This is a genomic window from Spirillospora sp. CA-294931 (assembly GCF_050946795.1).
Taxonomy (GTDB): domain Bacteria; phylum Actinomycetota; class Actinomycetes; order Streptosporangiales; family Streptosporangiaceae; genus Spirillospora.
Genome location: NZ_CP192006.1, coordinates 3565094 through 3586611, shown reverse-complemented (window position 1 = coordinate 3586611; position 21518 = coordinate 3565094). Strand labels below are relative to the sequence as shown.

Below are 21518 nucleotides of genomic sequence, written 5' to 3'. Positions count from 1 at the left end.
ACAATCCCCGTCGAAGCCGTCACCTTCCGGTCCGGGTTGATCACGCCCTCGACCCTGTTGGCTACTCAGGAGTAGCGGAGGCACAGTTAACCAGCCCGTCACATGCCCCGCAATCCCCCCACATGCAGAACTTGTGCCGCAAAATTACTCACGAGCGTGACAAATCGCCGGGCCGGTCGACGGTGCCGGACGCTCAGGATGTGACAACGGTTGACAACCGGAATCGGCCATGATGATCACGCAGAGTCACTGGACACGGGGGCGAATTCGTGAACCACCACCGCGGCGGCGCCCACGCCGGGGTGCCGCTGGAGCACCGCCTCGATCTCACCCAGCTCCATCCGGACCCCGGCGATCTTGACCTGCCGGTCCACCCGTCCGAGGTACTGGAGGGTGGGGGTCCCTGTCCGAGCGGCTTCGCCCGCGACCCCGGGGCCCAGCAGGCGGACGGCGTCGCCCGTCCGGTAGAGCCTGCCGGTCGGGGACTCCTGGAACGGGTCGCGGTAGAACGCCTCCCGGGTGCGCTCGTGATTGCCCAGGTAGCCGCGCCCGACGCACACGCCACCGACGAACAGCTCTCCCGTTTCCCCCACGTCACAGGCGCTCCAGGCGCCCTCGTCGTCCTGGCTGAGCACGTAGAGGCGGCTGTTGACGATCGGCGTCCCGATGGGCAGCCGGAGCAGCTCCAGGTCGCCCTCGACCACGGTGTGGTGGGTGACGTCGTCGGAGCATTCGGTGGGCCCGTAGGCGTTGAGCAGCCCCGCGTGCGGCATGGCCGCCAGCCAGCGGCGCGACAGCTCGGCGGGCAGCTCCTCCCCCGTCGCGATCATCCAGCGCAGCCCGCCCAGGGGGCCCTCGGGCGCGCCGGCCAGGTCGTCCAGCAGATGCCTGACCATGGTGGGGACCAGCTCGACGATCGTGATGCCCCGCTGGTCCACGGCCCGCGCGAACGCCACCGGGTCGTGGCCGACCTCGTCGCCGATCACCTCCACCCGGCCGCCGAGCAGCAGCGGGCACAGCATCTGCCACACCGAGATGTCAAAGCCCAGCGGCGCGGTCTGCGCCACCACGTCCGCGCCGGTCAGGCCCAGATCGACGATCTTCGCCCAGAGGTGGTTGACCATCCCCCGGTGCTCGACCACGGCGCCCTTGGGACGTCCCGTCGAGCCGGAGGTGAACAGGACGTACCGGGGCTGGTCGAGCGACTCCAGGCGGGCCGCGCCCGTCCAGGGCCGCTCGGCGGCGGCGTCGCACGCCCGGACGATCGCGCACCCCGCCTCGGCCGCGCCCTCCACGAGCGCGGGCGCGGGGTCGCCCTCGTCCACGACGAGCAGGACCCCGGCCCCGGCCTGCGCCAGCACGTCCCTGACCCGGGCCGCGGGCCAGGTCTCGTCGGCGGGGACGTACAGCGCCCCGACCAGCTCGATCGCCAGGAACGCCGCGATCACCGACGCCTGGCGCTCCCCGCCCACGCCGACCACCGTGCCCGGACCGACGCCCGAGCGCTCCAGCAGCGACGCGAGCCGGCGCGCCTCGGCGGCCAGCTCGCCGTAGGTGAGCGTCCGGAACCGGTCGGTCACGGCGGGACGGTCCCGCTCGGCGGCGAAGCGCTCGACGCGGGCGATGACCGGATCGTCGAGATCCACGGCCCGCTCGCGCGTCATGCCGTACCGGGCGGCCAGTTCCCGGGCCCGCTCCAGCTCCGCGGGGGGCACGGCGAGCTCCGGCAGCTCCGTCACGGTGAGTAGTCGATCAACGACCAATTCGACACCATTCATCTTGACTCTCCGTGAGCTAGGAGTTCTCCATTGTTATCGCCATATCAAGCCGGGGCGCACAGCTTATGTCGGACTCCGCCCCAGTGCGCCACACGCAATAATCGCTTTCCCGGCTACCGCCGGGTAAGTGGGGGGTTGCGAGTCCGTCGAGACGGAAGGTACGGTGATGCTCCGCCAGGGTCCAATGAAGGATGGACGGCGACAATCCGGGGGACGACGAGGGAACGACCAGAATTGAAATCCGGGCTTTCGGCGCGGGAAACGAACCGGGACCACCGACCGACAATTGTCATTCATCCAAGGGTGGCAACGTGCCGATAATCAGCTCGCCCCAGCAGTTCAATGTCGATGATCTCTACGTCGACCTGGGGCCGGTCATCGACCGCCCGCTCTACCTCAAGTGCGAGGGCTTCAACTTCGCGGGCTCGGTGAAGCTCAAGGCGGCGGCCGAGATGGTCGAGGCGGCCGAGCGCGACGGGCTGCTCACGCCCGACTCGATCATCGTCGAGTCCTCCTCGGGCAACCTCGGCATCGCGCTGAGCATCATCGCCGCCGACCGGGGCCACCGGTTCATCTGCGTCACCGACCCCCGCTGCAACCCCGCGTCCATGCGGGTCATGCGCGCGCTGGGCGCCGAGGTCAGGGTGATCACCCGCAAGGACGCCAACGGCGGCTACCTCGACAGCCGCATCCGGTACGTCCGCGAGCTGTGCGACGGCCCCGGGCCCCACGTCTGGCTCAACCAGTACGCCAACCCCAACAACTGGATGGCGCACTACCGGGGCACGGCCCCCGCCATCGACCGGTGGTTCCCCGACCTGGACGTCCTGTTCGTCGGCGCGGGCACCACCGGCACGCTGATGGGCTGCGCCCGGTACTTCCGCGAGCACGGCCGCCCGGTCACCATCGTGGCCGTCGACGCCGTCGGGTCGGTGACCTTCGGCGGCATCCCCGAGCGGCGCATGGTCCCCGGCCTGGGCACCAGCAGCCGTCCCGAGCTGGTGGACGAGTCGTTCATCGACGACGTCGTCCACGTGCCCGAGAGCGACACGATCCGCGCCGTCCACCGGCTGGCCGCGCGCGGCTTCCTGTTCGGCGGCTCCACCGGCACCGTGGTCTCGGGCGCCGCCCGCTGGCTGGCCGAGCGGTACCCCGGCGGGTCGCCGGTCGCCGTGGCCATCGCCCCCGACCTCGGTGAGCGCTATCTCGACTCGATCTACGACGAGGGCTGGCTCGGCGACAACTTCGCCGGGCTCCTCGGCGAGCTCGGGCTGCCGAGCGCGGACGCCCTCGGCGTCTGACCCATCCCACGCGATCAGACGGAGTAATGAGAATGACGCAGCCGCCCTCCTTTTCCGTGATCTCCGGCGCCCAGGTGCACGAGGCGATCACCGGGCGCGAGGAGCAGGTCACCGCCATGATCGAGGCCGCCTACCGGCTGCACGGCGAGGGCGGGACCGTCAACCCCGACTCCTACTTCCTGCGGTTCCCCGACCGCCCCTCGTCCCGGATCATCGCCCTGCCCGCCTCCGCCAAGGGCGAGGTGGACGTGCACGGCATCAAGTGGATCTCCAGCTTCCCCGAGAACGTCGCCGGGGGCCTCCCGCGCGCCTCGGCCGTCCTGATCCTCAACGACACCGAGACCGGCTACCCCTTCGCCTGCCTGGAAAGCTCGATCATCAGCGCGGCCCGCACCGCGGCGTCCGCGGCGCTGGCCGCGACCCGCCTGGCCGCCGGGCGGGGCCGCCGCGTCGGCTTCGTGGGCGTCGGCCTGATCGCGCGCTACGTCCACACCTACCTCGCGGGCAACGGCTTCGCCTTCGACGAGCTGCACGTCCACGACCTGATCCCCGAGCACGCCGAGGGGTTCAGGGGCTATCTGGAGCGCACCGAGAAGGGGCCGGTCACCGTCCACGACACCGCCGAGGAGCTGATCCGCTCCAGCGACCTGATCGTCTTCGCCACCGTGGCGGGCGAGCCCCATGTCCACGATCCGGCCTGGTTCTCGCACAACCCGCTGGTCCTGCACGTTTCGCTGCGCGACCTCTCCCCCGAGATCATCCTGTCGTCGTTCAACGTCGTGGACGACGTCGAGCACTGCATGAAGGCGAACACCTCCCCGCATCTGGCCGAGCAGAAGGCCGGCCACCGCGACTTCGTCGCCGGGACGCTGTACGACGTCCTCACCGGGGCGATCGAGCCGCCCGCCGACCGCCCGACCGTCTTCTCCCCCTTCGGCCTGGGCGTCCTCGACCTCGCGGTCGCGCGCTACGTCCACGACCGTGTGGCCGCCTCCGGGGGGCTCCACACCGTTCCCGGCTTCTTCCACGAGCTCAAGCGGTACGGCTAACTCGCCCGATCCGGGGAACGCCTCCTGGCATGAAGGACGGGAAGGAAGAACGCGGCGACGTCCAGGAACTGTCCGACTTCGAGCTCGTCGTCTACGAGGCGGTCGCCGAGATCGACAAGGGAGGCGGCGCGGCCGACATCGACACGCTCAAGAACCTCGTCGACCGTCCCGAAGAGGACCTCTGGGCCGCGCTGAGCCACCTGATCTCCGCCAACCACCTCCACTCGACCCCGCGCGGCTTCACGCTCGGCCCGCACGACTGGGCGCCGTGATGCCCTAGAGTGCCTACCAAGCAAGCGTCTGGTTGGGGTGGCGGATGGACGACGAGCGGCGGGAGTTCGCCGGGGTCCTGCGGCGGTTCTTCGAGGAGCGGTCGGCCGCGGACGAGGTCCGGCGGCTGATGGTCTCGGCGGACGGCCACGACCCCGGGATGTGGCGGCGGATGGCCGGCATGGGCCTGCTGGAGCTGGAGCTGCCGGAGCTGGCCGTGGTGTTCGAGGAGATGGGCCGGGCGCTCGTGTGCGCGCCTTTCCTGTCCACCGTCATGGGCCTGGCCGCTCTCCGGGCCTGCGGAGAAGAAGAGCTGGCTTCGCGCGTCCAGGACGGGTCCGCGCTGGTGACGCTCGCCTGGGACGAGGGCGGCGCCTGGGATCTCGGCGCGGTCGGCATGCTCGGGGGGACCCGCCTGCGCGGGACGAAGAACTACGTGCTCGACGGGCACCTCGCGGACGTCCTGCTGGTCGTCGCGCTCGACGGGGACGAGCCGGCCCTCTACGCCGTGGAGGGGGCCGGGGTCCGCCGGATCCGGCTGACGACGCTCGACCAGACCCGGCGGCTGGCCCACCTGGAGTTCGACGGCGCTCCGGCGCGGCGGATCGGCGACGCGGACGCGGTGCGGCGGGCGCTGGAGGTCGGGATGGTCTGCCTGGCGGCGGAGCAGCTCGGCGGCGCGCAGCGGGTCCTGGAGATGGCGGTCGAGTACGCCAAGGTCAGGCACCAGTTCGGACGTCCGATCGGCGGATTCCAAGCCATCAAGCACAAGTGCGCCGACATGTTCGTGCAGGTGGAGTCGGCGCGTTCGGTGGTGCTGCGCGCGGCGTCCGACCTCTCGGCCGCTCCCTGGGCGGCACCGCTGGCCCAGGCGTTCTGCTCGGACGCCTACTTCTTCTGCGCGGCCGAGAACATCCAGATCCACGGCGGCATCGGCTTCACCTGGGAGCACGATGCCCACCTGTACTTCAAGCGGGCCAAATCGTCCCAGGAGCTGTTCGGTCCCCCCGCCCTCCACCGCGCCCGCCTGGCGGGCATGATGAGCTGATGGACAGAGCGAGCGGGAGCATTTTCGGACTGGCATACGGGGACGCGCTGGGAGCGCCGACGGAGTTCCTCGACATGGAACAGATCCGGCAGCGCTTCGGCGACGGGCCGCACGCGATCTCCGGCGACCCGGCTCTGGTCACCGACGACACCCAGATGGCGATCGCCGTCGCCGAGGGACTGCTCGAAGCCCTGGGCCATCCCCCGGTCACGCCGGTCACGGTGACACCGGTGTGGCGCCGCCTGTTCGTCGAGTGGCTCAACAGCCCGGACAACAACCGAGCGCCGGGCAACACCTGCCTGCGCGCCTGCCACGGTCTCCAGGCCGGGAAGCACTGGACCGAGGCGACGCAGCACGACTCCAAAGGCTGCGGCGCCAACATGCGGGTGACTCCCCTGGGACTGGCCCCGAGCCTGACCGACGAGCAGCGCGCGGGCGCGTCCCAGTTGCAGGCCGCCCTCACCCACGGGCACCCGACCGCGCTGGCGGCCAGCGAGCTGACCGCGTTCGCCACCTGGTGGCTGCGCGAGGGGACGGCCCCGTCCGCACTGCCGGGCGCGCTGCGCGAGCGCTGCCGCTCGCAGCGCGGCATCTACCACGAGCGCTGGCTGGGCACCCTCTGGCAGCGTCCCGGGGTCGACGACCCGTCCGGGTTCATCTCGCGCGGCTGGGACGAGTGCCTGGCCGCCCTCGACCGGCTGGACGCGGCCCTGGCCAGGCCCGACCGCGAGGCGGACCCGTGCCTGGCCACCGGCGGCGGCTGGATCGCCGAGGAGGCCCTGGCCACCGGCCTGCTGTGCTTCCTGCTCTTCCCGGACGACCCGGTGGCGGCGATCCGCCGGGGCGCGGCCAGTTCCGGCGACTCCGACTCCATCGCCTGCCTGGCCGGAGCGTTCGCCGGAGCCCACCGCGGTCTGTCCGCCTGGCCCGCCGAATGGGTCTCCCGCATCGAGTACACCGACCGGCTGGCACGCATCGGCGCCGCCTGGGACTAGGTGGCGGACCAGCCCGTCCAGGACTCGATGGTGATGGCTATGGCGGGGCCCTCGGGTGGCTGGGCGCGGTAGGCGGGGTAGCGCTCGGTCAGGAGGCGGACGGGGAGTTCGAGGTCGGCGGGGGTCTGGAGGATCTGCGCGTGGCCGTCCACGCGGACCCACCACAGGCGCGACCAGTCGTCCTCGTAGTGGTCGGCCAGCAGGGCGACGCGGGGGTTGGCGCGGATGTTGGCCAGGCGCCGCAGGTCGCGGGTGCTCTTGGGCTTGTGGTCGACGGCGGTGTAGACGGTGCCCCGGTGGACGGTGAACGTCACCGGCACCAAGTGGGGGCGTGCGTCCTCGCCGACGGTCGCCAGCCGGACGATCGGGACCGTCATCAGGCGCTCGCGCGCGAGTTCGGAGGGAAGCCTGGGCACGGGGCCAGCCTGGCAGAGAAATCGCCCTCTGGTGCGACCGCGCCGCCGCACCAGAGGGCGATGACCAAAAACCTACTTACCGGAGACGGCCAATAGGTTACCTCTCTGTAACGATGTGAGCACTGTGTGCCAGATCACCTCACCGTGGCCGCGCGAACACCGAGAACGACCTCGGCGGCGCCGGCGAGCTGGGCCAGGCGGAACACCTCGGTGCGGTGGAAGGGCGGGGCGCCGTTGCGCGCGACGACCAGGACGCGGGCCCCGTCGACCAGGCCCTCCATCGGGCACAGCGCGTACTGCGTCCCGTCGGGGGCGGTGAAGGCGCGCGGGCGCTGGGGGTTCAGGTCCGGCAGCTCGCGCGCGACCGGCCCCGGGCTGGACAGCACGAGGATGGAGCGGCCGGGCCCGACCTCGGCCAGGCCCGCCCAGTCGGCGCTGAGCAGGCCGGGCAGCGCGTCGGCGAGCGTGGCCGGGCCGCGCTCGGGGTCGGCGGCCAGCTGGCCGACCAGCGCGGCGTCGGGAAACGCGCCCTGCGGCTCGACCGTCGGCCAGACGCCGACGATCTCGACGCCGGGCGCCGAGCCGAGCCCGTCGCAGAGCCGCTCGATGCCCGCGCCGGCGGGCCAGGCGACGGTGAAGTCGTCGAGCGCCCGCCCGCTGTCACGTTCCAGCACGGTCATCTGGACGACGTCCGCGCCCGCCGCTCCCAGCACGCGCGCCACCGCGCCCAGCGACCCCGGACGGTCGGGCAGGCGTACCCGGATCCGCAGCAACATGGCCACCTCCAGTCGTCGAACGGTCCTCCCAGGCTGGGCCGTCCCCGTTTCCTTCGTGTTACCCGCGCGTGTCGGCGCCGAGAAGTCGCCCGCGGCCGGGAGACTGGCAGGTCAAAGGATCGACCCGCGAGGGTCAAGCGGGACTATGCCCTGTGTGAAGGGGCCGTTAGGGTTACTGCACGTGTCGAGCGCCCAGGAGCGACCAGTCAGCGAAGGCTCCACCGACTCAGAGGAGACGGCGGAGCCTCCCACCCGTCATGCCGAGACCGCCGGGGCCACGGTCGCCGAGGCGGCCGCCCGGCGGCCCGTCTGGAAGGACGAGGTGCTGGCCGCGCTGGGCGAGCTCGCGGCCCAGGTCAAGGACGAGCACGACCGGGCCGGGCACCGCGAGGCGGTCATCGACCGGCTGCACGAGGAGAACCAGCGGCTGCGGCGCGGTGAGCTCCAGGCGATGTTCGAGCCGGTCCGCAACGCGCTGTACCGCCTGCACGACCAGGCGCGGCGCCAGGCGCGCAAGCCCGCGGACGCCGATCCGGCCGCGCTGCTGTCCTGGTTCGCCGACGAGGTCGCCGACGCGCTGGCGCGCACCGGCGTCGAGCGGTTCGCCGTCGAGCCCGGCGAGCCCTACGACGCCGCGCGGCACCGGCCCGTCCTGGTGGAGGAGGTCGACGACCCCGCGCTCGCGGGCACCGTGGTCTCGGTGCTCGCCGAGGGCTTCGAACGCGAGGGGCGCGTGGTGCGCAAGGCGGAGGTCTGCGTGGCCAAAGCGGCGGAAAAGGGACCCGGTGCGGCATCCGAGGTGCGCGAACCCGGGCGGAGCGAGACCATGAGGCGACCGTCGGATGAGGAGCATCGCGCCCCGGCCCGGCACCCGGTCGGCGATGAGTGAAGGTGATGAGAGGGACATGGCTGTCTACGGGATCGACCTGGGAACCACCTACTCCTGCATTGCCTCGATCGACGATGTGGGACGTCCCACGGTCCTGCGCAACATCGAGGGCACCGACACCACCCCGTCGGTCGTCTACTTCGAGAGCGGCGACAACGTCATCGTGGGCGCCACGGCCAAGGACACCGCCGTCCTTTCGCCCGACCATGTGGTGAGCCTGATCAAGCGCGACATGGGACGCGAGGTGTCGCGGCACATCCACGGGTTCGACTACACGCCCGAGGAGCTGTCGGCCTTCATCCTGCTGAAGCTGGCGACCGACGCGCGCACCACCACCGGCGAGGACGCCCGCGACGTGGTGGTGACCGTCCCGGCCTACTTCGGGGCGGCCGAGCGCGACGCCACCCGCAAGGCGGGACGCATCGCCGGGCTGAACGTCATCGACATCGTGTCCGAGCCGATCGCCGCCGCGATCACCTACGGCGTGCTCAATCCCGAGTCGGACCGGACGATCCTGGTCTACGACCTGGGCGGCGGCACGTTCGACACCACCGTGATCGCGCTGCGCGGCGGGCACATCGAGGTGATCTGCACCGACGGCGACCACGAGCTCGGCGGCGCCGACTGGGACGCCAGGCTGGTGGAGTACCTGGCCGAGCGGTTCCGGGCCGAGCACCCCGACGGCGGCGACCCGCTGGACGACAAGCAGACCGAGCAGCAGCTGCGCCGCGACGCCGAGGACGCCAAGAAGTCCCTCACCACCCGCACCTCGCACACCGTCCGGGTGATGCACGGCGGGCGGGTCGCGGCGATCGAGGTGACCCGCGAGAAGCTGGAGGAGCTGACCAAGGACCTGCTCGACCGGACGGTCGAGATCACCGGCCGGACGCTGGCCACCGCCGCCGACAAGGGCATCGACGACTACGACGACCTGGTGCTGGTGGGCGGGTCGACCAAGATGCCGGTGGTGGCCTCGCGGCTGGAGACCGAGCTGGGCCTGTCGCCGCGCCTTCAGGACCCCGACCTGGCCGTGGCCAAGGGCGCGGCCCTGTACGCGTTCGAGGAGACCTACCGGCGCCTGGTGCGCGAGGGGTCCACCGAGCAGGCCGAGGAGATGGCCAGCCGCGCGGGCCTGTCGACCGACCAGCGGCGCCAGATCGCGGCGCGGCAGATCAGGACGGTCGCCTCGCACGCGTTCGGCATCGTGGTCATCGACCGCGACAGCGGCGCCGAGCACGTCGCGCACCTGGTGCATGCCAACGACGACCTCCCGGCGGCCAAGACCGAGGACTTCTTCACCGTCTACGACGACCAGACCTCCGCCGACATCCGGGTGATGGAGCAGGCGGGCAGTGTCGAGTCGGCCGAGCCGGTCGACAACACCGAGATCGCGACCGGCGAGATCCGGGTGCCGCCGGGCAAGAAGGCCGGCTGGCCGATCGAGGTGACGTTCGCGCTCGACTCCTCGGGCCTGCTCAACGTCACGGCCGTGGAGAAGGAGACGGGCGAGCGCCTGGAGCTGAAGGTCGACGTCGGCGGCATGTCCGAGGAGGAGGTCGAGAGGTCCCGCAAGGCCCTCTCCCGCGTCCAGGTGAGCTGAGTAACGGGCCCGGCCCGCCGGGCGGAGCGAGGCAATGAAATTCGACGACGCCGCCTACCAGAGGGAGGTCCTGGAGCCCGCGCGCGCGGCGGGAGACCAGCCGCCCGAAGACCTGCGCGCCCGGTACGCCCTGCGCGAGCCGTTCACGGCGGCGTCGGTGGCCGAGCAGGTCAAGCAGGTCAGGCAGTGCTGGCGGCGGGCCAGGGGGCAGCTGAAGTACCGCAAGCTGATCGACCGGCTGGAGGCCGAGCACCGCGAGCTCGCGCCGGTCTTCTCCGCCGCCGAGCGCGGTGATCTGCGCCCGCTGACCGAGCGGCTGCGCGGCGCGGGCGAGCGGGCCCGCGAGCGGGTGGCGCAGGCGCGGGCAAGGCTGGCCGACGCGGCGGGGATGCTGCGGATGGTGACGCCCGCCGAGGTCGAGGGCATCGCGCGGACGGGCGGGGTGCCGGGCCGCGAGCTGGCCGACCTGGCCGCGGGCGATCGCATCGAGATCCGCGAGCCCGACCCGCTGCCGACGGCGGCGCCCTACCCGGCCTACCGCAAGGTCCGCGAGTCGCTGGACGTGCTCGGCCGCAGGCATCTGGCCGACTTCCTGTTCGGCGGGAGGCTGCGCGGCCCGCTGCGCGTGGTGCCGGAGTTCGCGGCGCCGGGCGCCAAGGGCCCCCTCCGGCTCGACCAGGCGACGGTGGCCGCGACGGCTTCGGAGTGGGCGCGGCGCAGCCGCGACACCAGCACCACGCACGCCGACACGATCCTTGTCGCGCTGCGCTCCGCACCCGAAGGCGACGCCCGCTACCTCGCCGAGCTGATCACGTTCGACCTGGTGGAGCGGTTGCGCGAGCGGCTGCGGCAGCGCGCCTCCGAGCGCGCCCTGCTGCGGCACGCGCTCGAGGATCTCGGCATCGACCAGGACGACGCGCGGCGGCTGGTCTTCGCCGTGCTGCGCGAGAGCGGCCCGGGCGGCGGCACGGCCGGACGGCTGCGCGCCCTGCTCGACGCGGGCGAGGTCTACGCGGCCGCCGAGGCCGCGGGCGCGGCGGCCGAAAGCGGCGCCGAGCCCGACGAGGAGGCCGAGGCGCTGGCGGCCGAGGCGCGGCACCGCGTCGACACGGCGGTGCGGCTGCGCGAGACGGCGGCGGCCGAGCCCGATCCCGACCGGGCGTGGCTGCTGCTCGCCGACGCGCTGCGGCTCGTCCGCGACCTGCCCGGCGCCGAGGACCACCAGCGCAGGCTGCCGCCCCGCCGGGTGCCGTCGCTGCGCGCCGACGTCGACGACACCAGCGTGCGGCTCTCGTGGACCGCGTCGCCGTCCACGGCGGGCGAGGTGATCTACCGGATCGTGCGGCGCGAGGGACGGCCGCCCCGGGGCGCCGCGGACGGGTCGCCCCTGGCGGGCCCGCGTGACGACCATCCCCCGGTGAACGTGCCCCTGTTCTACGGCGTGGTCGCGCTGCGCGGCGAGGGCGCCGCCCCGCCCGCCGTGGCCGGGCCGGTGACCGTGCGGCCCGAGCCCCGCGAGATCGAGCTCCTGCCCGGCGACGGCGTGGTCACCGGGCGCTGGCAGTGCCCGGCGGAGGCCGCGCGGGTGTCGGTCGTCCGCGACGGGCTGGCCGTGCCCGCCGGGCGCGAGGGCTTCCAGGAGCGCGTCCCCAACGGGACGACCCACCACTACCGGATCTCGGCCGTCTACCTCGACCCGGACGGCCGCGAGGTCGTCACCCCCGGGGTGCGGGCGTCGGTGACCCCCGCCGCTCCCCCGGACCCCGTCTTCGAGCTGGCCGCCGAGCCCGACCCGTCCGACCCGGGCCTGCTGCGGGTGCGCTTCGCACCGCCGCGCACCGGCACGGTCGAGCTGGTGCTGGCCGAGGGGCCGCCGCCGTGGCCGCGCAGCGCGCTCGTCCCGGTCGAGGAGGTGCGCCGCGCGACGCGGCGCCTGACCGGGACGGCGGGCGCCGACGGCCTGTCGGTCCGGCCCGGCGCGAGCGGCTGGCTGCTGGCGATCTCCGTGTCCGAGGGAACCGCCGCGATCGGCGCGCACCACCGGCACGTGAACCTGCCGCCCCCCCGGCGGCTGCTGGCCGAGCGGCGCGGCGACCAGGTCCACGTCGGGTTCGACTGGCCGCCGGACGTCGCCGAGGTCCGGCTGTCCTACCGGGACGGTCACCACGACATCGTGACCCGCGCCGCCTACGACGCGGCCGGGGGCGTGCGCCTGACCGTCCCCGAAGACGAGGCGGTCGAGGTGTCGGTCGCTGCGACCGGCACCGTGGGCGGTTCCCGCGTCACCGGACCGTCGGTGACCGCCGAGGTCGCGGCGCGGACGGTCGTCCACTACGCGCTGGAACGCACCGGCCCGCCGTGGCGCCGGTCGCTGACGATCCGGCTGACCTCCGCGCGCCCGCTGCGCGTGGCGCGGCTGTCGCTGGTGCTGCGCCCGGGACGCGTCATGCCGCACCGCCCGGGCGACGGCGAGACCGTCGGGACGTGGGAGCAGGTGCCCGTGCCGGGCGAGGTCACGCTGGACGCCCCCGGGGCGTCCGGGCCCTACTGGCTGCGCTGCTTCGCCGAAGATGATGTCATCGACCTGAGCGATCCCCCCGTCCGCCACCTGCGCAGCACGAGATAGGAAGCGTCTATGTCCCTGGCATCTCGTGTGCCGCTCCCCGGGGGACGTGCCCGGCAGGGCATCACATGTCCCTACTGTTTCGCCGGCGTCTCCCCGCAGCGGATCCCGTTCCGCTGCCGCGGGCAGGCGGGGCGGCGTCCGGGGTGCGCGCCGGTGCTGGACGACAAGCTCGCCGAGTACCTGGGGTCGACGGCGGGCGCCTCGCTGCCGCCGGTGTTCCGGGCGCCGGGGCGCAAGGGCCGCGCCGACTGCCCCGCGTGCGGGCAGTCGACCGGCAGCCGGGTCTGCCCGGAGTGCCACAACCCGCTGCCCTCGGCCTACTGCGACTCCCCCGGGCGCATCGTCGCGCTGGTCGGCGCCAAGAACGCGGGCAAGAGCACCTACATCGCGGTGCTGCTGCACGAGCTGATGAACCGGGTCGGCACCGAGCTGGACGCGTCCCTGGTCGCCTGCGACGACCGGACGATCGAGCGGTACAAGCGCGACTTCGCGCGTCCGCTGCTGGAGGAGCGGCGGCTGCTGCCCACCACGGCCAGCGCCGCCACCAGCCCGCGCGAGCCCCTGGTGTACCTGCTGACCCGCACCCGCAGGGCCCGGTTCGCCAAGGAGCGCAACGAGTCGCTGGCGCTGGTCCTGTTCGACACCGCGGGCGAAGACCTGCGCAGCCGCGAGGTCCGCGACCTGCACCTGCGGTACCTGGAGGCGGCCGATGCCGTGATCTTCCTGGTCGACCCGCTGGAGCTGCCCGGCGCGGCCGCCGGGACGCCGCCGGTGGCGGGCGACGATCCCGACAGCGAGCCGATCAACATCATCGCCCGGGTGACCGAGGCCCTGCGGCAGCGGCACGGGACCCGGCCGGGCGACCGGCTGCCCGTGCCGGTGGCGGTGGCCCTCACCAAGATCGACGTGCTGCGTCCCGAGATGCTGCGGCAGTCGGCGCTGCACCGCTCGCGCGGCGGCGCGGGCGTCCTGGACCTGGACGACAGGGACGCCGTCGACGCCCAGGTCCGCGCCCTGCTGCACGAGTGGCAGGCGGGCCAGCTCGACACCTACCTCGGACAGCAGTACTCCGAGTACGCGCTGTTCGGCGTCTCGGCGCTCGGCGGGCCGCCCGAGGACGGCCGGGTCGGCCCCGGCGGGGTGCGCCCCCATCGGGCCGAAGACCCCCTCCTGTGGCTCCTGCACCGTTTCGGAATGCTGGACGGAACACGGGCCGGAGGGTCGTGACACCGTGGCCTGGCAGCTGCACTACACCTCGGCCCAGCGCGGCCCGACCGGGCGCGCGGGGTTCCAGTTCGTCGCCGAGACCCCCGGCCTGCCCGAGGGCGCCAGGGCGGGCGTCACGCCGTACCTGTCGTACCGGCCGCCGCCCGGGGCGCCGCTCTCGCCGGACGCGGGCGAGCTCGACCGGTTCCCGGTCACGCTGCTCTACGACCGGGTCGGCGGGCGTCCGCTGCTGCTGCGCTGCCGGTACCTCGGCCGCGACTACTCCGGCAGGTACGGCAACTTCTTCGCCCACGCGGTGGTGGCCGACCAGGACGAGCTGGAGGGCCTGCGTCCCGCCGAGCTGTGGCGCGCCCCACTGTGGACCGACCGGCCCGCCGACTCCCCCGATCTTCCCGAGCTGGACGAGCTGGTGCCGGGGACGGCCGCCGACCCCGAGGCCCTGGCGGGCTGGCTGGCGGCCGAGGGCGCCCACCCGCTGCTGGAGCGAGTGGTCGACGCCGTCGCCGGGGTGCTCGCCCGGGGCCACGGCCGGGTCGTGCTCGTGGCCGGGGACGTCGAGCTGATCGCCCGCTGGATCGCGGTGGTGTCGTACTCGCTGCCCGTCGCGGCGGCGGCCCGGCTGTCGTTCGTGACCTACAGCGCCGACCCCGAGTCGGCGGGCCAGCGCCTGGTCGGCACGACCCCCGACGTCTGGGCGAGCACACCGCAGCACGCCTCGCGCGCGTTCCACCTGGCCGGTCCGGCTTCGAGCGAACCGGACGGCGAGCCGAGCCGGTTCGCGCGCACGGTGGCCGCCTGCTGGCGCGACTTCGACTTCGCCGGGCTGGACGCCCTGGGCGAGCTGGCCCTGCTCGACGGAGCGCCCCTCGACCGTCCCGTGCTGGAGCGGGCGGCGACGCTGCTGCGGCTGTGCCGGGGCGAGGCGCCGGTGACGGCGGAGGAGGAGGCCGACGCCGCCGGGCTGCTCACCCGGCACGGCACGGCGATCCCCGAGTGGGTCTGGCGCGATCTGGTCGCCGGGGTGCCGTCCATGGGCTTCGAGCTGGCGATGGCCGTGCACGGCTGGGCCCGTGCCGCGGGCGCCGAGCGCGTGGCCCGGCAGTGCGCCGTCCGCGCCACCGGGCTGGCCCTGGCCGACCCGGCGCTGCGCGACGCCCTGCCGCGCGGTCTGCTCGACGGCGCCGCGCCGGACGCGCTGGGCTCGGCGATCGCCGGGGCGCTGGCGGCGGCGCCCGACCTGGCCGAGGTCGCCCGCGTCGCCACGGTCGCCGTCCGGGCCGGGGCCGAGGTCGGGCCGCGGGAGATCGCGGCGGCCGCGGCGCGGCACGTCCCGCGCGACGCCGGACGTCTCCCGCAGGCCCTATCCGGCTGCCCCGACCTGGTCCGCGACGCGGTGCTCGACGGGGTCGTCCCGGCGCTCACCGACGCCTCGGCGCTGACCGACGCCGCCTGCGACGTCCTCGCCGAGCACGCCGGACGTCTGGAGCCCGCCGTGGCGGTGGCGGTGCTCGCCTCCACCGGCCGCCGCGACCGGGGACGCAGGCTCGCGGTGACGGCCGAGCTCCTCGCGCGCGGCGGGCCCGGCACCGACCGCGCCCTGGACGAGGTGTGGAAGGCGGCGCCGACCGCCGCCGAATGCCTCGAACTCATCGACGCGCACGCCGCCGCCCTGCCGTCCCGGCCCGCGCTGCTCGCCCAGCCGCCCCGGGCGTTCGCCCTCGCGCCCGACGCCCCCGAGACCCTGCGGCTGGCGGCCCGGGTCCTGCGGAAACTCCCCGAGACCGGCGCCGCGCTCGACGCGGCCGCCGTCCGGGCCCTGCACGACGCGGTGGCCGCCGAGAAGCCCGGCATCGCGGCCAAGGCCCTGGAGACCATCGCGCGGGGCCGGACCGAGCGGCTGGTCGACCGCGCGTTCGACCACGTCGCGGCGCGCCTGTCCCGGCGCGACCCGCGTTTCCGCGCGGCGCTCCTGGCGGCGGCCAGCACCGCCGTCCGGGCCAGGCTCGGCGGGCTGTGGACCGCCGCGCTGCCCGGCCGGGCCCGCGCCGGGCGCTCGTCGCTGCGCGGCGCGGAGGTCGCCCAGCGCAACGAGCTGGTCGAGGTGGTGCTGCGCCTGCGGGTGCTCGGCGTCACCGAACCGGCGCTGGAGACCTGGGCGCGGGCGGCGGCGGGCCGCTGGATCTCCGCCCGGCAGCTCGACTCCCACCTGTCGGGCGAGCCCGAGCTGCGCGCCGCGCTCAAGGACCTCCTGGCCGGGGGCGAGTAGCCGTGCATCCGCTGGTCATGGTCGTTCTCGTCGTCGCGTGGCTCGCCGTCATGTGGGCCGGGTTCGTCATCGTGTTCCCGATCCTGTTCCCGGTCACGCTGGCCGCCGCCACCCTGGCGGCCCTCGGCCTCTACTACCTGCACGCCTACCGGACGCTCGCCCCCACCACGCTCAAGGGCCCGTCCCCGGTTGCCGAACCCGAGGTCTCCTACCGCCACTACCTGATCTCGCAGGTCTGGCTCGACTGGTGGACGATCACCCGCACGGTGGCGCCGCAGGTCTGGAAGACCGGCTCGGCGACCGTCGTCCGGCTGACCCGGACGCTGCTGGGCGGGGTGTGGGGGTTCTTCGCCTTCCCGCTCTGGCTGGCGGTCTGCGCGGGCATCGCCGCCGCCGCGCTGCCCGCCGCCGTGCTCGGCCTCGGCATCACCGTCCTGTACGGGCTGGTCGCGGCGGTCGGGCTGGCCGGATGGCTGGTCTGCGTGCTGGTGCTGGCCGCGGTCGAGCGCGTGTTCATGGCCCGCGCCCGCATCCTGCAGACCTGCCCGCACCCGTCCTGCTACGAGAAGTTCGCTCTGCCCGTCTACGCGTGCCCGGGGTGCGGGGCGAAGCACCCCCGGCTCATGCCGAGCCCGTCGGGAGCGTTCCGCCATGTGTGCGGCTGCGGCGCCCGCCTTCCCACCACGGTGCCGCTGGGCCGTTTCCGGCTCCCGGCCCACTGCCCGCACTGCGACGGCCGCCTGCCCGAGCGGATCGGCCGCGTCCGGGTCGAGCCGCTGCCGTTCGTCGGCGGCCCCGCCGCGGGCAAGACCACGTTCATGGTGCTCGGCATCCGGGCCCTGCACGCGCGGGCCCGGTCCGTCCAGGGCAGCCTGGCCTTCGTCGAGCAGCGCCACGCCCAGGCGTACGCGGGCGCCATCCGCGAGTTCCAGCGCGGCGGGCGGCTCGCCAAGACCGGGCCCGAGCTGCCGCTGGCCACCATGGTCGACGTCGAGCTGCCGGGCCGCGCCCGCCGGATCCTGTACCTGTTCGACCCGGCGGGCGAGCACTACACCGGCGCCACCGAGGTGGAGTCGCTGCGCTATCTCGACCACGGCGAGGCGCTGGTGTTCATCGTCGACCCGTTCGCGCTGCCGCCGGTCCGCCGTGCCCTGACGGGCGAGGAGCGCTCGCGGGTCGACCAGGCGGCGGCCTCGTCGGACGAGGACCCGTCCGACACCCTGCAACGGGTGCTGAACGAGCTGCGCTCGCGTCCCGACCGGGGACGGCAGAAGCGGGTGGCGGTCGTGGTCACCAAGACCGACCTGCTGGAACGCACCGAGATCGGCCGCTCGCTGGCCGACGACCCCGACCTGCGGCGCTGGCTGGACGAGGTCGGCCTCGGCAACACCGTCCGCACGCTCGACCAGCTCGCGGGCCGGGTCCGCTACTTCGGCTCCGGGCTGGAGACCGCCCCCGGCGACGTGGCCGACCTGCTCGGCTGGGTCTCGGGCCTGCCGGTGAACGGGTCGCCCACCGCCGACCGCCCGGCCGCCGACCACGAGGTGCCCGGCACGGCGCCCCTGCGGGCCCCGTGGCCGGTGCGGGGGCGCGGCGCGGGCCGCGTCCCGCTGGGCTACCAGGCCGGACGCTGGGCCGTGCTGGCCGCGACCTCCGCCGCCACGCTCTCGTCGCTGACCATCGCCATCGTCATCGCCGCGCAGCGCCTGCCCTACTGACCCGCATCGCCACGGCGACCGGACGATGGCGGGTCTACTGAACGCGCATCGGCAGGGCGATCGGGCGGTGGATCAGGGCGTCGGCCAGCCAGGCGACCTCGTCCGGCGGGACGGCCAGGCGCAGCCCCGGCACCCGGGTGACCAGCGCCCTGAACGCCTCCTGGAGCTCCATCCGGGCCAGGTTGGCGCCCAGGCAGTAGTGCGGGCCGTGGCCGAAGCCCAGATGGGCCGCCGCGGTGCCGTCGGCGAAGCGGCCCACGTCGAACCGCTCGGGCTCGGGATAGGCGGCGGGGTCGAAGTTGCCCGCGCCCAGCAGGAGCAGGACGGCCTCGCCCGCCTCGATCGTGCCCTCGCTCAGCTCGACCTTCTCGGTCATGCGGCGCAGCATCCCCTCGCCGCCCGGCCCCTCGTAGCGCAGCGTCTCCTCGACCGCCGCCGCGACCAGGCCGGGGTCGGCCACCAGCGACTCCCAGTGCTCGGGGTGGTCGAGCAGCCGCAGCACCCCCCGGGAGATCTGGCCCGCGGTGGTCTCGTGCCCGGCCAGGATCAGCCCGAAGACCAGCCTGACCAGCTCCGGCTCGCTCAGCCTGTCGTCCTGGTCGCGGGCGGCGACCAGGACGTCGATGAGGTCGCCGGACGGCGCGGCGCGGTGCGCGGCGACCAGCTCGGCCGCGTAGCCGGTGAACTCGGTGACGGCGGTGATCCGGTCGTCGGCGGAGGCGTCCGAGGCCGACAGGAAGCGTTCGGTCCAGTGCCGGAACCGGGGGAAGTCCTCCTCCGGCACGCCCAGCAGCTCGCAGATGACGCGGCTCGGCAGCGGGAAGGCGAAGTCCTCGACCAGCTCGCACCGCTCGTCCAGGCCGTCGGCCAGCTCGACCGCGATCTCCCGGACGCGGGGGCGCCATGTCTCGATCCGCCGGGGCGTGAACGTGCCGGACAGGATGCGGCGCAGCCTGGTGTGCTCGGGCGCGTCCATGTTGAGCAGCGCCGACGGGTCGCTCTCGATGCTCAGCCCCACGGTGAGGCGCGGCGCGCCCTCGTAGCGCAGGTCGCGGCTGGCCGCCGAGTGCGACATGACCAGCCGGATGTCCTCGTGGCGGGCGACGGCCCTGACACGGTCACCGCTGGGAAGGGTGATCGGGGCCAGCGCCGCCCCGGCGTGCCGCGCGGCGAACGCGGGCGGGCCCAGGGGGCAGCCGGACGCCTCGGACCGGGGGCTCGCTGACTCGGCGGGCATGGCGCTCCTTCCGGCGGCTCTGCCCGCAGCCTACGAGCGACGGTCGGTGACGTGAACCCCCCGGACAGTGAACTCCGTACCAGAAGCAAGCGTCCCAACGCACGAGAGGGATCGACACCCCGCCCTGACGATGGGGGCATCAGATGCCCGTACGGCAAGCGCTCGCCGGTGAGATGACACGGCGCTCGACGGTCCTGCTCGCCGGTGTGGGCAGCGTGCTCGCGGCGGCCGTCCTCGGCCTGACGCTCCTGGTGGGCGGCGGTACGGGCGCGGCGGGCCGCGGCTCTGACGCCGAGGCCGGGACGACCGCGTTCCCCGGCGGCCCGGCCTCGGTCCCCCGGCTGGCGGGGCTTCCGTCGATGACGGCCGCCGCCCGCCTCGCGGCGGCGCGCGTCCCGCTCGGAACGATCATCCGGGTGCCGTCGTCGCGTCCCGCCGGGCTCGTCGTGCGCACCTACCCGGCCGCCGGGACGCCGGTCCGGGCGGGCGACCGCGTCACGCTGTACGTCTCGGCCGGGCGCGGCGGCTCGGTCACCGGCGGCCGGGTGCCCGTTCCGTACCTGGCCGGGGTGACCGAGGCCCAGGCACGCGGCGCCGCGTCGGCCCTGGGGCTCCGGATCGTCGTCCGGAAGCCCGGAGCCGTCGTGACGTCCCAGGATCCGGCCCCCGGCACCGTCCTGCCCCGCGGCTCCGCGATCACCCTGGGCCTACGATAAGGGAGGCGCCATTCCCCTCGAATGGACGGAAACGCAGGGGAAAGGCGCCGGACCGGCCGCCGTCATGCCCTCGCGTCGATCCTCACCCTCCGGTGACCCGGGTGCCGTCGGTGCCGAGCTCACGATCGTCCGTACCGAGCTCACGATCGTCCGGGGCGAGTCCGCCGTCGTCCGCGGTGACCCGGGTGCCGTCCGTACCGAGTTCACGGTCGTCCGGGGCGAGTTCGCGATCCCGGTGGTAACCCCACCACTCCGGGGACGTCTGGCCCGGCTCGGACGCGGTCGTCACGCGGGTGCCCTCGTCCGCCTGCGCGGGAATCGCGCACACGGCCACGGACAGCGCGCCCAGGGTGACCGTGACGGCCACACGAACAGTCCTCATAAACATTCCTCCAGCTTCAATTGTGGTGCCGACATGAATGCGGGTAAATTGATCCTGCACCAGGCCGAATGACAAAGGCCAGAGGATTGACAATGACAATTGTCGTTCAATTCATATACAGAGCGGCATTGTGCCGGGTGGCGCGGGGCATTGACTGGGGGTGGGGGGCGCCATAGTTTGCTGGTGACCTACCGGTCAGTATATCGAGGAGATCCCATGCCCGCTGTCGAGACCGTCGCAGGCCCGGTCGACGTCGCCGCGCTCGGCCGGACCCTCATGCACGAGCACGTGTTCGTGCTGTCCGCCGAGCATGTGCAGAACCACGGGGCGGGCGCGTGGTGGGACGAGGACGAGCGGGTCGAGGACGCCGCCGTCCAGCTCCGGGAGCTGACCGCGCGCGGCATCACCGCCATCGCCGACCCCACGGTGTGGGGCCTGGGCCGCCACATCCCCCGGATCCAGCGGGTCGCGCGCGAGGTGCCGGGGCTCGCGATCATCGTGGCGACCGGGATCTACACCTACAACGACCTGCCCTTCCAGTACATGCACCGGGGCCCCGGCACGATCCTGGACGGACCCGAGCCGATGGTCAGGGACTTCGTCCGCGACCTCACCGAGGGCATCGGCGACACCGGCGTCCGGGCGGCCTTCCTCAAATGCGCGGTGGACGAGCCGGGCTTCACCCCGGGGATCGAGCGCATCCTGCGCGCCGTCGCGGCCGCCCACCGCGAGACCGGTGCCCCGGTCACCGTGCACACCGCCAGCGCGAACCACTCGGGCCGCCGGGTGGTGGAGATCCTCGGCAAGGAGGGCGTCGATCTGTCCAAGGTCGTCATCGGCCACGCGGGCGACTCCAACGACCTCGACTACCTGATGGAGCTGGCCGACAGCGGGGCCATCCTCGGCATGGACCGCTTCGGCCTGGACGTGGCCAACCCGACGCCCGAGCGGGTCGCCACCGTCGCGGCGCTGTGCGAGCGCGGCTACGCCGACCGGATGGTGCTCAGCCACGACACCAGCTGCTACATCGACTGGTTCGGCCCCGATCCCGAGGCGCTGCGCCCGCTGCTGCCCAACTGGAACTTCCGGCACATCAGCGACGACGTCCTGCCGGCGCTGCTGGAGAAGGGCGTGACCGAGGCGCAGATCGACCAGATGCTCGTCCAGAATCCGAAGAGGTATTTCACCACCGCGAAATGAGAGGTGTGGGCCCGCTCGGTTCGG

Annotated in this window: 18 protein-coding genes; 13 read left to right on the top strand and 5 right to left on the bottom strand. The window is 73.7% G+C overall.

All coding sequences use genetic code 11. The annotated features are described in order from the left end of the window. Positions 1–236: 236 nt before the first annotated feature. Positions 237–1739 (bottom strand): amino acid adenylation domain-containing protein, encoded by a 1503-nt coding sequence (locus ACQPY4_RS15990; protein WP_433337016.1) that lies wholly within the window; start codon positions 1737–1739, stop codon positions 237–239. Between the two features lie 350 nt (positions 1740–2089). On the opposite strand from ACQPY4_RS15990, the gene sbnA reads away from it, so the two are divergent. Genes sbnA through ACQPY4_RS15965 form a run of 5 tightly spaced genes read left to right on the top strand, consistent with a single transcriptional unit; the run spans position 2090 to position 6441 of the window. Continuing rightward, positions 2090–3079, top strand: a complete 990-nt coding sequence (gene sbnA / locus ACQPY4_RS15985; RefSeq protein WP_433337014.1) for a 2,3-diaminopropionate biosynthesis protein SbnA — start codon at positions 2090–2092, stop codon at positions 3077–3079. A 32-nt stretch (positions 3080–3111) separates the two neighbouring features. Next, on the top strand, positions 3112–4128 hold the full coding sequence (gene sbnB / locus ACQPY4_RS15980; protein WP_433337012.1) for a 2,3-diaminopropionate biosynthesis protein SbnB: 1017 nt from the start codon (positions 3112–3114) through the stop codon (positions 4126–4128). A gap of 29 nt (positions 4129–4157) precedes the next feature. Next, the gene (locus tag ACQPY4_RS15975; RefSeq protein WP_433337010.1) at positions 4158–4400 is read left to right on the top strand and encodes a hypothetical protein; all 243 of its coding nucleotides are present in this window, start codon (positions 4158–4160) and stop codon (positions 4398–4400) included. A gap of 44 nt (positions 4401–4444) precedes the next feature. Then, the gene (locus ACQPY4_RS15970; protein ID WP_433337008.1) at positions 4445–5446 is read left to right on the top strand and encodes an acyl-CoA dehydrogenase family protein; all 1002 of its coding nucleotides are present in this window, start codon (positions 4445–4447) and stop codon (positions 5444–5446) included. Further along, the gene (locus ACQPY4_RS15965) at positions 5446–6441 is read left to right on the top strand and encodes an ADP-ribosylglycohydrolase family protein (RefSeq protein ID WP_433337006.1); all 996 of its coding nucleotides are present in this window, start codon (positions 5446–5448) and stop codon (positions 6439–6441) included. Before ACQPY4_RS15970 ends, ACQPY4_RS15965 begins: the two co-directional genes overlap by 1 nt. On the opposite strand, the gene ACQPY4_RS15960 is transcribed toward ACQPY4_RS15965, so the two are convergent. Both ACQPY4_RS15960 and ACQPY4_RS15955 read right to left on the bottom strand, forming a co-directional pair. Beyond that, positions 6438–6857, bottom strand: a complete 420-nt coding sequence (locus tag ACQPY4_RS15960) for a TIGR03668 family PPOX class F420-dependent oxidoreductase (RefSeq protein WP_433337004.1) — start codon at positions 6855–6857, stop codon at positions 6438–6440. The genes ACQPY4_RS15965 and ACQPY4_RS15960 overlap by 4 nt on opposite strands. A gap of 134 nt (positions 6858–6991) precedes the next feature. Then, entirely contained in the window at positions 6992–7633 is a 642-nt protein-coding gene (locus tag ACQPY4_RS15955; protein WP_433337002.1) for an ACT domain-containing protein, read from the bottom strand. A gap of 181 nt (positions 7634–7814) precedes the next feature. Here ACQPY4_RS15955 and ACQPY4_RS15950 point away from each other — a divergent pair, with 181 nt between their 5' ends. The 6 genes from ACQPY4_RS15950 to ACQPY4_RS15925 all read left to right on the top strand — a co-directional run bounded on the left by ACQPY4_RS15950 (position 7815) and on the right by ACQPY4_RS15925 (position 17959). Next, entirely contained in the window at positions 7815–8522 is a 708-nt protein-coding gene (locus tag ACQPY4_RS15950) for a nucleotide exchange factor GrpE (RefSeq protein ID WP_433337000.1), read from the top strand. Between the two features lie 16 nt (positions 8523–8538). Further along, positions 8539–10122: an Hsp70 family protein gene (locus ACQPY4_RS15945; RefSeq protein ID WP_433336998.1), complete on the top strand. Its 1584-nt coding sequence runs from the start codon at positions 8539–8541 to the stop codon at positions 10120–10122. A 34-nt stretch (positions 10123–10156) separates the two neighbouring features. Further along, entirely contained in the window at positions 10157–12748 is a 2592-nt protein-coding gene (locus tag ACQPY4_RS15940; protein ID WP_433336996.1) for a hypothetical protein, read from the top strand. Positions 12749–12901: 153 nt separating this feature from the next. Continuing rightward, positions 12902–13975, top strand: a complete 1074-nt coding sequence (locus ACQPY4_RS15935; RefSeq protein WP_433336994.1) for a TRAFAC clade GTPase domain-containing protein — start codon at positions 12902–12904, stop codon at positions 13973–13975. 4 nt (positions 13976–13979) lie between these two features. Continuing rightward, a complete protein-coding gene (locus tag ACQPY4_RS15930) occupies positions 13980–16241 on the top strand; it encodes a hypothetical protein (protein ID WP_433336992.1) in 2262 nt (753 codons plus the stop codon). Between the two features lie 2 nt (positions 16242–16243). Further along, positions 16244–17959, top strand: a complete 1716-nt coding sequence (locus ACQPY4_RS15925) for a TRAFAC clade GTPase domain-containing protein (protein ID WP_433336990.1) — start codon at positions 16244–16246, stop codon at positions 17957–17959. A gap of 34 nt (positions 17960–17993) precedes the next feature. Here the strand turns inward: ACQPY4_RS15925 and ACQPY4_RS15920 are convergent, their stop codons facing one another. After that, the gene (locus tag ACQPY4_RS15920; RefSeq protein ID WP_433336988.1) at positions 17994–19196 is read right to left on the bottom strand and encodes a cytochrome P450; all 1203 of its coding nucleotides are present in this window, start codon (positions 19194–19196) and stop codon (positions 17994–17996) included. A 143-nt stretch (positions 19197–19339) separates the two neighbouring features. Between ACQPY4_RS15920 and ACQPY4_RS15915 the strand changes: the two genes are divergently transcribed. Next, the gene (locus tag ACQPY4_RS15915; RefSeq protein WP_433336986.1) at positions 19340–19912 is read left to right on the top strand and encodes a PASTA domain-containing protein; all 573 of its coding nucleotides are present in this window, start codon (positions 19340–19342) and stop codon (positions 19910–19912) included. An 82-nt stretch (positions 19913–19994) separates the two neighbouring features. On the opposite strand, the gene ACQPY4_RS15910 is transcribed toward ACQPY4_RS15915, so the two are convergent. Next, a complete protein-coding gene (locus ACQPY4_RS15910) occupies positions 19995–20294 on the bottom strand; it encodes a hypothetical protein (protein ID WP_433336984.1) in 300 nt (99 codons plus the stop codon). Positions 20295–20510: 216 nt separating this feature from the next. On the opposite strand from ACQPY4_RS15910, the gene ACQPY4_RS15905 reads away from it, so the two are divergent. Beyond that, positions 20511–21494 carry a phosphotriesterase family protein gene (locus ACQPY4_RS15905; protein ID WP_433336982.1) on the top strand — a complete coding sequence of 328 codons (984 nt, stop codon included), beginning with the start codon at positions 20511–20513 and terminating at the stop codon, positions 21492–21494. The last annotated feature ends 24 nt before the right edge of the window (positions 21495–21518 follow it).